The organism is Streptococcus sp. Marseille-Q7156 (assembly GCF_965119495.1).
Map to the genome: position 1 here is coordinate 1,302,062 of NZ_CBCPLU010000001.1, position 13,425 is coordinate 1,315,486.

6 protein-coding genes and 1 pseudogene are annotated in these 13,425 nt (G+C 40.1%); 2 read left to right on the forward strand and 5 right to left on the reverse strand.

Features of this window, described 5'->3' with window-relative positions; translation table 11 throughout:
- Positions 1-189: 189 nt before the first annotated feature.
- Positions 190-522: pseudogene (locus ACWPV5_RS06060) on the forward strand (NAD(P)H-dependent oxidoreductase); the annotation flags it as partial.
- A gap of 234 nt (positions 523-756) precedes the next feature.
- Here the strand turns inward: ACWPV5_RS06060 and ACWPV5_RS06065 are convergent.
- Positions 757-8,508, reverse strand: coding sequence for a collagen-flanked surface repeat-containing protein (locus tag ACWPV5_RS06065; protein WP_454382847.1), 7,752 nt, complete (start codon positions 8,506-8,508; stop codon positions 757-759).
- A gap of 296 nt (positions 8,509-8,804) precedes the next feature.
- On the opposite strand from ACWPV5_RS06065, the gene pclR reads away from it, so the two are divergent.
- Entirely contained in the window at positions 8,805-10,289 is a 1,485-nt protein-coding gene (gene pclR, locus ACWPV5_RS06070) for a virulence transcriptional activator PclR (protein WP_454382849.1), read from the forward strand.
- Between the two features lie 50 nt (positions 10,290-10,339).
- Here pclR and yaaA read toward each other — a convergent pair whose 3' ends face one another.
- The 4 genes from yaaA to ACWPV5_RS06090 form a co-directional block, all read right to left on the reverse strand.
- Entirely contained in the window at positions 10,340-11,068 is a 729-nt protein-coding gene (gene yaaA / locus ACWPV5_RS06075) for a peroxide stress protein YaaA (protein WP_023943715.1), read from the reverse strand.
- 78 nt (positions 11,069-11,146) lie between these two features.
- Complete coding sequence (locus ACWPV5_RS06080) at positions 11,147-11,311, reverse strand: YczI family protein (RefSeq protein ID WP_031227831.1); 165 nt, start codon at positions 11,309-11,311, stop codon at positions 11,147-11,149.
- Positions 11,312-11,376: 65 nt separating this feature from the next.
- Positions 11,377-12,972: a hypothetical protein gene (locus tag ACWPV5_RS06085; RefSeq protein WP_454382851.1), complete on the reverse strand. Its 1,596-nt coding sequence runs from the start codon at positions 12,970-12,972 to the stop codon at positions 11,377-11,379.
- A gap of 11 nt (positions 12,973-12,983) precedes the next feature.
- Positions 12,984-13,394: a peptide deformylase gene (locus ACWPV5_RS06090; RefSeq protein ID WP_261070651.1), complete on the reverse strand. Its 411-nt coding sequence runs from the start codon at positions 13,392-13,394 to the stop codon at positions 12,984-12,986.
- Between the last annotated feature and the right edge of the window lie 31 nt (positions 13,395-13,425).

Sequence of the window (13,425 nt, forward strand, 5' to 3'; positions counted from 1 at the left end):
TTATATTCTATTATTTCCACAAATGCAAACAGTTTCATTTAATATATGAAAGTTTTTTTCACGACTTGAACTTATATTCATATGTTCATCAAATTACTAACATCAAGCAAGGCGGGAGATATTTGCTAGTCTATCTCTCTATCAGCATACGGCGCTTCAACTAAATTTTAATGAGAATTTCTACACTCCGTCACCTCTCCAGTCTACAACTTCTCTATCCCTGGAACAGTGAAAAACTTGCTTGACTGGCTATCTCGTGCCCTTGACCTGTCTGATACACGTGGTGCTTCTGCTCTTCAAGACAAGTTTGTCACCGTATCATCTGTAGCCAATGCCGGTCACGATCAACTCTTCGCTATTTACAAAGACCTCTTGCCATTTATCCGTACACAAGTCGTTGGTGATTTCACTGCTGCACGTGTCAATGACTCTGCTTGGGCAGACGGAAAATTGGTTCTCGAAGAAACAGTCCTAAACTCACTTGAGAAACAAGCGGAAGACTTGGTTGCAGCAGTTCAGTAAAAAATAGAAAATTTTCAAGTCTAAATCAATTATCGCCACCTAATAGGGTGGCATTTTTAGACTCAATCAAGATTTTCAGACAAACATCAGTCATCCAAAAAAACCTTGAGCCTTACCACTCAAGGTTTTTAGCAGTCTTTTCCATCATAGGAAAATCATTCTAAGAATATTCTTTCATCCGAGATCTATCACTTATCATCTTCTTTCGAGAAATTAGTGACTGCTTTTGGCTGATTAATCTTCTTTTCTTCGTCCTACATATAGGCTCAATAGAATACCGCTACCTAAAAGAACAGAGATATAATCAGATTGGCTTCCAGTTTCAGGTAGTTTGTCCCCATGGTTTTCTTTAACTGTAGTTGGTACTACTGGGTTAGCATTTACTGGAGTTGCTGGTTGAGCCGGTGTTGGTACTACTGGTTGTTCTGGAACCGCTGGTACTGGTTTAACCGGTACTTCTGGTGTTGGAACAACTGGAGTTGGTTGTACTGGCACTTCTGGTGTCGGTACATTTGGTTTTGGTTGCGCTGGCACAGGTTTAACCGGTACTTCTGGTGTTGGTTGTGCTGGTACTGTTGGAATATCTAATTCTGGTACCTCTTGTACTTCAGGCATTCCTGGCACACCACCGTTAAATTCTGGCAATTCGTAAACTGGTGGTTCTGGCATTGCAAACGTTGGTCTTTCTGGTACATTAGGTGTTGGAGGAACTGGTTTGTCATTTGATGGTGTTACTGGTTTGTCTTGGCATCCACATTTACCATCTTTGCCGTCGCGACCATCACGTCCATCACGTCCATCTTTACCATCTTTAATAACTGTTTTTGTCACAGTTCCGTCAGAATTGATGATTGTGATTGTATGACTACCATCACCATTATCTTCAACAGAAACTTTTGGTGATTTACCATCTTTTCCGTCTTTAATCACCATTTCTGTCTTGCTTCCATCTGGGTTAGTAATTGTAACAACGTGAGTTCCGTCGTTATTATTTTTAACAGTTACAGTTGGTGAAACGCCATCTTTACCGTCTTTACCATCTTTGATAATAGATTTGTATTGACGACCATCAGAATCTATGATTGTTAATGTGTGAGTTCCGTCTCCGTTATCAACGATGTTCGCTTTTGGTGATTTACCATCAAAGATTGTAGTTGTAGTTTCTTTACCATCAGCTCCTGTCACTTTAATAGTGTGTGAACCGTTGTTGTTATCAATCACTTCAAGTTTTGGTTCTTTACCATCACGAACTGTAGTTGTTGTAGTTGTACCGTCTGAGTTCACAACTGTGATAGTGTGAGTTCCATCTCCGTTATCCACAACCTTAGCAGTTGGTGATTTACCGTCACGAACTGTGGTTTCAGAAACAGTACCATTACCGTTTTCTACACGAATTGTGTAAGTACCATCTTTGTTATTTCTAACGGTCGCTACTGGTGATTTACCATCTTTAATGATTGTTTCAGTAGTTGTTCCATCTCCATTTAAAACTGAAATCTTGTGAGTTCCATTTTGTTCATCAGTAATGGTAACTTTTGGTGATTTACCATCACGAACTGTAGTTTCAGTTGTCACACCTTCTGGATTTGTAATAACGATTGTATGACTTCCGTCTCCATTATCACGAACAGAGGCTGTTGGAGTACGTCCGTCTACTCCATCACGACCATTTTTCACAACAAACTCATTCTTAGTTCCGTCTGGGTTAGTGATGGTTACTGTGTGGCTTCCATCTGGGTTTTCAGTAGTTGTTGCTGTTGCAGCTTTACCATCTTTACCATCTTTGATGATAGCGTTGGTAACATTGCCGTCTCCATCTGTAACTTTAACAGTATGAGTTCCATCGTTGTTATCCGTCACTTCAACTTTTGGAGTCTTACCGTCTTTACCATTCTTAACAACAGTTTCTTTGGTCGTTCCGTCTGGATTTGTTACAGTAATTGTGTGGCTTCCATCTGGATTTTCAGTTGTGGTGATAGTAGCTGTTTTCCCATCTTTACCATCTTTAACTTTAGTAGTTGATTCAGAGCCATCTCCATTTCGAACTGTGATAGAGTGTGTACCGTCTCCATTATCTGTTACAGTAACAACTGGTGTTTTCCCATCTGCACCATTTTCACCTTTATCACCTTTTAGTCCATCTAAGACTGTAGCAAGTGGTTTTGTAGCATCTAATGGTTGACCTGGATTTGCCGGATCTTCTACAAAAATCTTAGTTTCATTACCTTCTTTTTTAGCAACTAATGATTTACCATCTTTACCGTTTTTAACATTAACAGTAATCGGATCTTTTCCTGGTGTTGTAATTGTAATATCAGTACTATTTCCATCTGCACCTGGTTTAGCTGTAACTTCTGGACTGTCTCCTTTGGCACCTTGTGGCCCTCTTATATTACCTGTCTTATTCCAAGTTCCATTGTTTTTCTTATATACATCACCCGTATTGCTATCAATATAAGTATCACCATTTTTACCATCATTTGGAGTTGGAGCAACATTTCCACTTAGAAGTTCACTACCATTACGTCCATCTCTACCACGATTGCCGTCTACACCATCATTTCCATCTAAGACATCACGTTCACTTAGTAACTCATCAACACCTGGATCGTAGACATCATTGCCATTATTATCATAATAAGCTGTAACGTGTGTCCCTGTTGAAGGATGTTCGTTGGAAATTGGTTGGTTAATTTCATTAGCAGTTCCCTCTTCAGGATTATTTCCACTACTTCTAGACACTCTAGCTCTTCTAAATGAATCTACTCCGTGATTAAATGGTTTCAAATCGATTTTTGGTGCACGTCCATCATGTCCATCTAACCCATCCCTAACTGTGAATGTTACTGGTTCTTTTCCTGGTGTTGTAATGGTTACAAGAGTACTGTGACCATCTGCACCACGCTGAGTTATTACTGTAGGAGTTTGTCCATCATGACCTGCTACTCCTGCTTCACCTTTTTCTCCATCTTGAACAAATACTTTTGTTGGTTGTGAACCATCGTGATTATCGACAGTAATCTCTACTCCTTTATGCCCTTCCTCATCTTTACGGATAGCTGTTACCGTTGGTGATTTTCCATCTACACCATCTTTAATGACTGCAAGAGGGTTTTCTGGGTTCAATGGTTGACCTGGATGAGTTGGATCTTCTTGGTAAACTTTTGTTTCTTTACCTTCTTTTACAGTAATTAATGATTTACCATCTTGTCCGTCTTTGACGATGGATGTTTGTACGAGTGTATCTGTTCCTTCTGTATAGTTACCATCGCCATCTTTGTCAATGTAGAAGGTTAGAGTGGTTTGTTTCTTGGCTTCATCACGTTCTGCTTTAACTTTCGGTGTTTGGCCATTTTCACCGTTTTTAACGATAGTTATAAGGGCTGGGCGACCTTCTGGTTGGGTAATGGTAATCGTATGGCTACCATCATGATTGTCTATCACTGTTACTTCTGGTGTGAAGCCATCTTTTCCGTTCTCACCCTTGTCACCTTTAGGACCTTTGATATTGCCTGCTGGTTCCCATGCATTGTTCTTCTTAACGAAGACATCGCCTGTTGCAGTATTAACGAAGCTATCGCCATCTTTGCCATCTGTAGCCTGTGGATCTACTTTCCCATTTAGAACTTCTTTACCATCACGTCCTGCTTGGCCTGTTGCTCCGTCTTGTCCATCTTTCACAATAGAGGTTTGAACGAGTGTATCTGTTCCTTCGGTATAGTTACCATCGCCATCTTTGTCAATGTAGAAGGTTAGAGTGGTTTGTTTCTTGGCTTCATCACGTTCTGCTTTAACTTTTGGTGTTTGGCCATTTTCTCCATTTTTAACAACTGTTATAAGGGCTGGACGGCCTTCTGGTTGGGTAATGGTAATCGTATGGCTACCATCATGATTGTCTGTCACTGTTACTTCTGGTGTGAAGCCATCTTTTCCGTTCTCACCCTTGTCACCTTTAGGACCTTTGATGTTCCCTGCTGGTTCCCATGCATTGTTCTTCTTAACGAAGACATCACCTGTTGCAGTATTAACGAAGCTATCGCCATCTTTGCCATCTGTAGCCTGTGGATCTACTTTTCCATTTAGAACTTCTTTACCATCACGACCTGCTTGACCTGCAGCTCCATCTTGTCCATCTTTCACAATAGAGGTTTGAACGAGTGTATCTGTTCCTTCGGTATAGTTACCATCGCCATCTTTGTCAATATAGAAGGTTAGAGTGGTTTGTTTCTTGGCTTCATCACGTTCTGCTTTAACTTTTGGTGTTTGGCCATTTTCTCCATTTTTAACGATAGTTGTAAGAGCTGGACGGCCTTCTGGCTGCGTAACTGTAATCGTATGACTACCATCATGATTGTCTGTCACTGTTACTTCTGGTGTGAAGCCATCTTTTCCGTTCTCACCCTTGTCACCTTTAGGACCTTTGATGTTCCCTGCTGCTTCCCATGCATTGTTCTTCTTAACGAAGACATCACCTGTTGCAGTATTAACGAAGCTATCGCCATCTTTGCCATCTGTAACCTGTGGATCTACTTTTCCATTTAGAACTTCTTTACCATCACGACCTGCTTGACCTGCAGCTCCATCTTGTCCATCTTTCACAATAGAGGTTTGAACGAGTGTATCTGTTCCTTCGGTATAGTTACCATCGCCATCTTTGTCAATATAGAAGGTTAGAGTGGTTTGTTTCTTGGCTTCATCACGTTCTGCTTTAACTTTTGGTGTTTGGCCATTTTCTCCATTTTTAACGATAGTTGTAAGAGCTGGACGGCCTTCTGGCTGCGTAACTGTAATCGTATGACTACCATCATGATTGTCTGTCACTGTTACTTCTGGTGTGAAGCCATCTTTTCCGTTCTCACCCTTGTCACCTTTAGGACCTTTGATGTTCCCTGCTGGTTCCCATTCATTGTTCTTCTTAACGAAGACATCACCTGTTGCAGTATTAACGAAGCTATCGCCATCTTTGCCATCTGTAACCTGTGGATCTACTTTTCCATTTAGAACTTCTTTACCATCACGTCCTGCTTGGCCTGTTGCTCCGTCTTGTCCATCTTTCACAATAGAGGTTTGAACGAGTGTATCTGTTCCTTCGGTATAGTTACCATCGCCATCTTTGTCAATGTAGAAGGTTAGAGTGGTTTGTTTCTTGGCTTCATCACGTTCTGCTTTAACTTTTGGTGTTTGGCCATTTTCTCCATTTTTAACAACTGTTGTAAGGGCTGGACGGCCTTCTGGTTGGGTAATGGTAATCGTATGGCTACCATCATGATTGTCTGTCACTGTTACTTCTGGTGTGAAGCCATCTTTTCCGTTCTCACCCTTGTCACCTTTAGGACCTTTGATGTTCCCTGCTGGTTCCCATGCATTGTTCTTCTTAACGAAGACATCGCCTGTTGCAGTATTAACGAAGCTATCTCCATCTTTGCCATCTGTAGCCTGTGGATCTACTTTTCCATTTAGAACTTCTTTACCATCACGACCTGCTTGACCTGCAGCTCCATCTTGTCCATCTTTCACAATAGAGGTTTGAACGAGTGTATCTGTTCCTTCGGTATAGTTACCATCGCCATCTTTGTCAATGTAGAAGGTTAGAGTGGTTTGTTTCTTGGCCTCATCACGTTCTGCTTTAACTTTTGGTGTTTGGCCATTTTCTCCATTTTTAACAACTGTTGTAAGAGCTGGACGTCCTTCTGGCTGTGTAACTGTAATCGTATGACTACCATCATGATTGTCTGTCACTGTTACTTCTGGTGTGAAGCCATCTTTTCCGTTCTTACCCTTGTCACCTTTAGGACCTTTGATGTTCCCTGCTGGTTCCCATGCATTGTTCTTCTTAACGAAGACATCGCCTGTTGCAGTATTAACGAAGCTATCTCCATCTTTGCCATCTGTAGCCTGTGGATCTACTTTCCCATTTAGAACTTCTTTACCATCACGACCTGCTTGACCTGCAGCTCCATCTTGTCCATCTTTCACAATAGAGGTTTGAACGAGAGTATCTGTTCCTTCGGTATAGTTACCATCGCCATCTTTGTCAATGTAGAAAGTTAGAGTGATTTGTTTCTTAGCTTCATCACGTTCTGCTTTAACTTTTGGTGTTTGGCCATTTTCACCGTTTTTAACGATAGTTGTAAGGGCTGGGCGACCTTCTGGTTGGGTAATGGTAATCGTATGGCTACCATCATGATTGTCTATCACTGTTACTTCTGGTGTGAAGCCATCTTTTCCGTTCTCACCCTTGTCACCTTTAGGACCTTTGATGTTCCCTGCTGGTTCCCATGCATTGTTCTTCTTAACGAAGACATCGCCTGTTGCAGTATTAACGAAGCTATCTCCATCTTTGCCATCTGTAGCCTGTGGATCTACTTTCCCATTTAGAACTTCTTTACCATCACGACCTGCAGCTCCATCTTGTCCATCTTTCACAATAGAGGTTTGAACGAGAGTATCTGTTCCTTCGGTATAGTTACCATCGCCATCTTTGTCAATGTAGAAGGTTAGAGTCGTTTGTTTCTTGGCTTCATCACGTTCTGCTTTAACTTTTGGTGTTTGGCCGTCTACTCCGTTTCTTCCATCTGTCCCATTATATACCTCTTTTGTATTGAGTACCGTATCGCCTTCATCAAATTCATCATTATTGTTTTTATCATCATAAACCGTGATTCGAATTCCTGAACGACTTGATACGCTTGTTGTTCCTGCAGATTTTGCTATATCTTCTACTTTAATTTTCGGAGCTCTACCATCCTTACCATTTTCACCTTTTTGACCTTGTTCTCCTTGCGGACCTCTAAGGTTACCGATTTTTCCCCAAGCTCCATCTCTTTTTTTATACACATCTCCTGTTGTGGCATCAATGTATGTATCACCATCTTTACCATCTTCTGGCGTTGGAGCAATAATTCCACTTAATAATTCAGCTCCTCTTGCAGCATCTTTACCATCATTACCATTCTCTCCTTTTGGAGCGGGAGGAATTACAGTACTTGATATTAATTCGTCACCTTCATCAAATACACCATTGTGATTATTATCATAGTATGCTTTTATTTCGGTCCCCGCATATTCACCTGATGCTGGTTGAGTTGGTGCTGGTTGAGTTGGTGTTTCATCAGGATTACTTCCTGCCTCGCGTCTTCTTCTTGCACTACGGAAACCACTATAACCAGTTTCCAAATCTTCCTTACGAATCGCTGAATTTTGACGATCATCTGAAAGGCTATGTTCAGGTTTAAAGATTTCATTAGTTGTTTCTGTAGCAGAAGTCGCTTCTACTTTCGCAGGTACATTAGTTGCTAAAACGCTACTATCAAGAGCTGAACGATCAGCCGTTGTTGCATCTTCTTTTGCTTCAACTTCATCCGCTTTCTTCACTACAGGAGTTTCTGATACAGTCCCTTTATCAGAGTTAGAACGAAGTTCCAGCCCAATAATAGCTGATTGAACAGATGACTCTGCTTGAGATAATTCAGCTTCAGTTGCATCTGCTTTTCCAAGCAAGCTTTGACCAGCTTGCATACTTGCCTGCAAGTTAGCAGCACTTGCTTCTGTATATAACTTGCTTTCTAATTTTTTAGCAAGTGAAAGAGCCGTTAACAATTTTGACTTGTCAACTGAATCTTGATGACTTGCTTCTACTTTTTTATCTTTTGCTTCTTCAACTTTTTCTGCTGGTGCTTTAGCATCATCAAATTTAGTTGGAGTTACTTCTACTGGATTAGCAACAGTTGGAGCTACGTAATTTGTTTCTTTTTTAAGTGTAGATACTTCGGCTGGTTTAGTAGCTTCTTCTCCCTTATCAATAAAAACTTTACTTACTACTGCTGAATTTTTTTCTTCTGCTTGTACAGAATGGACATTAGTAGCTATCCCTAAAATCAAAGTTGTTCCCAATAAAACACTCGCCGCACCAAAATGATACTTACGAATAGAGAAACGTTGTTGCATTTTATACCAGTCAAATGATTTTCTTTGTGCTTGTTTCATATTTCTTACCTCTTTATCATTTTATAGTATATAATTTACATCTAATTTTTAGATATTTCAATATAGTTACCACAATCACTGTATCCTGTTTTTTCCCTCTAGATTCACTTAATTTGTTCTATTTTATATGAACGGTTCAAACAATAAAGTGAATCTCAAATTTTGGTACGAAGAATACAAAAAAATAATAGTTTTTAGACAAATCGGACACAGATAAATCCACTTACTATACATATCAATATTTGCATTTTTCCCTATTTAATGTGATATAATATCCTTAGGAGGTATAAAAACGTATGAGATCCCTATTATCTACAAAAGAACAACGGCAATTACGACTAATGGAAATACTCATTCACAAACGGAAATGGATTCGTCTACATGAATTAGCCCATACCTTAGACTGTACCGAACGCATCTTAAAAAATGATCTAAATGAGTTGCGCTCATCCTTTCCGGATATCGATATCCAATCCTCTGTCAACGGTATTATGATTGATCTCGATTTTAAATCCAGTGTAGAAGATGTTTATCATCATTTCCTTACTCATTCACAATCCTTCCAATTACTAGAATATATGTTTTACAATGAAGGATTACCTATTTATCGAACAGTTGAAAACCTTCACACAAGTAATGCTAATCTATATAGACTAGGAAATCGAATTACACAAATCCTATCAAAGCAATTTCAAATTGAACTAGCTTTTACACCAGCCTCTATCAAAGGAAATGAAATTGATATTCGCTATTTTTATGCCCAATACTTTTCTGAGCGATGCTATTTTTTAGATTGGCCCTTCCCAGATATTTCTGAAGAAGTCTTAACAGAGTTCGCCGACTACTTCTATAAAATTACAAATTATCCAATGCGATTCTCTATTTATAGAATGTACAAGTTAATGGTGGCAATTAGCATCCATCGTGTCAGGAATGGTCATTTCATCGACCTACCCAATCATTTTTTCCAAGACTATTATCCTATTTTGATGAATTTCCCAAATTTTGAGGAGACACTTGCTTATTTCTCTAAACAGTTTGGCTTCGAAATGACACCTGATATAATCGCACAAATTTTTATTTCCTTTATTCAAAGTAACATTTTCTTAGATCCTCAAGAATTCTTCAACTCTTTAGAAGAGAACAGTGAAGCAAGATACTCTTACCAATTACTTAGTCAAATATTAGAATGCCTGTCAAAACAATATAAGATTACTTTTGCCAACCACGATGAACTTATTTGGCATTTACATAACACTGCTTTCTTTGAAAGACAGGAAATCTTTTCTACCCCAATCTTATTTGAACAAAAAGCATTGACTATTAAAAAATTCGAAGTTTACTTCCCAGACTTTATGGGGAGTGCGCGTCAAGAACTGGCTCAATACCGTCAAGCAATTGGACAGCATGACCATCCTGAACAGTTGGAACACTTGATGTACACTATCTTAACCCATGCTGAAAACCTCTCTACTCAGTTGTTAGAAAATCGACCACCTATCAAGGTTTTGATTATCAGTAACTTTGACCATGCTATATCCCTTACCTTTGTTGATATGCTTTCCTATTACTGTAATAACCGCTTCACCTTCGATACTTGGGATGAATTGAAAACAAGTCCTGAGATTTTAAATCAGACAGGTTATGATATCATCGTGTCTAATTTCTATATTCCAGGAATTACCAAGAAGTTTATTTGTCAAAATCATCTGTCAATTATGGATTTAGTTAATCACCTCAACACCTTATCAAATGAGATTCATTTGTCCAATACTTTATAAGCTAGAAAAAAGTCAGCATAATCCTGCTGACTTTTTCTCTTATCTGATTTCTATACTTCCTTAACAAAAACCAATTCCTGTAGCTGGGACAGGTCTTCTCGGAAGCTAAATCCTGCAAAGCTTAAGCGACGAGCTTCTTCCACCTTCTGAACTTGATTTTCTATCAGGGCTGTCAGGAAAGCACCACGCGCTTTCTTGGAAATGGTTGAGTGAATTTTCAGCTGGCCGCCTCTATCCTCCATGAATTTGAAGGTCACCATTTTTTCTCTGATTTCCTTAGAAAATACGGTCTCAAACTCGGATGACAAGAGAGAAAAAATCACTTCTTCCTGCTTCACAGCTTCATCATAGGCCGCCTTCCAATGGCTCTTCAAAGTCTTACCAGCAACTTTCAACTTCATCAAAAAATCCAAACGGTGAGGGGACATAGGCGACAAGGCTGGAACAACACCGTACAAAGCCGAGGTAATGAAGACATGATTTTCAAGATAGGCTTGTTCTGCCTCGGTCAGTTTGTCTCGCTTGATATGACGGTACATAAGCCCATCAAAAAGTTTCAAGGCTGGGTAGTGTTGAGCAGTTTGCCTTTTCAAAGCTTGGATGTTTTGAAATTCTTCCGTCGCCTTCTCGGCTGATACCTTGTAAAAACTCTCCAATTGACTAGCAGAATAGAGGGCCAAGGCATCAAGTACCACCTGACTTTCTGGTCTTAAAGGAGAGGCTTCAATACTTGGCAAATCTGCGTTCATTTCTTTTGCTGTTGGGATTAAAATTTTCATATTAATAGTGTAGCATATTTTTTAGCCACAACCAAGAAATTCATCTGAAAAACCTCGGTTTGACCGAGGTTTCTCTATTTATTTGGGCCATCCTAACCAGACAGCCACGAGAACAAGGGCTATGCCAGCTAAACTTGTTAAGATAGATAAGAATTTATCTTTTTTCTCCTTGAACTGAGAAAAACCTATCTTCAAAGCGAGCAGTCCGAGTAGCATTGAAGCAAGCATCACATAAAAACCCATTTGTTTGTCCTCCATTAATCTTAATTTACCTTATTATAACATATACTTCTTAAATAAAGCTGTCTTTACTGAACTTTAAAGGTCTTGAGATAGTTATCTTTTCCTACTTGACCTTCGAAGGTTTTACCATTTTCAAGGTAAGGAAGGTCATCTGATACTGAGGCCTTGACCTTGTATATCTTGCCATCAACTTTAAAGAAGTAGACGGTATCTCCCTTGATAACAGCTGATTTAAGGTCTGCTACTACTCCCTTAATGCTTTCTGTTGTTGCATTGTCAATTTCAAGGTCGTTTTTATTGGCGTACTTGCTGAGTAGCTCTTCCACTGTCGTAGCTACGATAACGTTTTGGTACTCGACTGCGTCTACCAGGGCGTACTCTTTGACCAAGCCAGCATTGTCCTTCAAGCCCATGATGTAGAGAGGCTTGTCATTGAGGTTGATGAGGATTGGGAAGGTTGCCTTGTAGGATTTCTCCTGAACAGCACCTTCGGCTGATTCACGGGCTGATTCTTCGGTCGCAGAAGCCAAGCTGTACTTAGTGATTTCTCCTGTTCGCATATTTTCAAGGATAAAACCAAGATTACTTTCATCTGCATTGGCCGATGTCACACCTGTGTAGAGGTAGATGTCATTACCGATAGACAAGTAATTATAGCCCTTGGTAGTCTGGGTCACATTTTTCTTGGAAATCATAGCATTCCAGAAACCGTCCTTGTACTTGCCGTTGTAGTTAATTTGCTCAATGGTTTCCTCAGCTGGATAGACCCTGTCCACCCATTCTGGAACATCTGCCAAGCTGTATTCCTTGGTTTCTCCATTTGTAGCATCGAGGATAATGACTGAAACAGGACGAGGAACCGCAAGCCCAAATTGCTTTTGGTAAACCGTTGCTACATAGAAAGGATTGCCCTCATCGTCCACCTCAAAAGATGGAGTCTTGAAGATTTTAGTTGGGTACTTCAAGCGTAGGTGACGTTTGACGTCACGGTTAAAATACTCCGAGTCCGAATACTTGATTGGTGTCTTCAAGTCCACCAAGTTGGCATTTCCAGTTACCATATCCACCTTGATATACTCACCGATTCCCTTGGCTTGATTATTAAACCATTTGATAGGGTCTGCATATTCTAGTGGCGTAACTCGATAAGGCTTACCATCAATTGTTAATTGGGTATAGGTATCTGCCGCTACGTACTGCGACACCTTATCCGTTAGGGAACCCAAGTAGCGGTCCCCAATTTTTTCAGCAGTACTTCTATCTAAAATAGGAACCTTACTGGTATCACTCTTAGGAAATTCAGTAAAGTCTTTTTCCGTAACCGTAACTACATTGGCATAATTTTTAGCCTGAAAAATGCTAGAAGTCACCAAGGAAACCAAAGCTGCCAAGAGAAGGATTCCTCCAATAGAAGCTAAAAGGATTTTCCCTAACCGATTGATTTTAAAACCCTCAAGATTTAAGGCAGCTTCCGCCTTACCGTGGCGCACATGAACTGTTTTGACCAGATTGATCCCCTTGCCAAAGCCAAATAAGATAGCTACAAGCAGCAAATGCCCACAGAAGAAAAAGAGAAATTCCCAGCTGGTCAGGTTAAGAGGCGGTAAAAAGATATACCAGGTTGTTGCGATAAAAATAAGTTCAAAGACTATTCGTTTCATTTGCTTTTCTCCTAAATGATTCGTCCTTCCAAGTGATCCAGTTCATGCTGGCAAATTTGAGCTGGGAAGCCTGTCAAAGTAATGGTCTGTTCCTGCCACTTGCTGTCACGATAGGCAACCCTTATGGTTTCATAACGGGTCGTCGGTCGAACCCCAGCCAAGGACAAACAACCTTCCTCTGTCTCATAAGGTCCTTCAGAGGACAGGAGCACTGGGTTAAACATGACCACAGGAACCAAGCCAAGATTAAAGATAATCACGCGCTTCTGCACCCCAATCATATTGGCAGCCAGACCGACACAGGTCTCACGATTTGCTAAAAGCGTATCCTGTAAATCTCTGGCAAGATACAGGTCTTCCTGACTTGCATGTTGAGACACCTGAGATAAAAATAAGATATCCTTCACAATTTTCTTTTCCACTTCCTCACACTCCTCTTACTTTTTACTATAT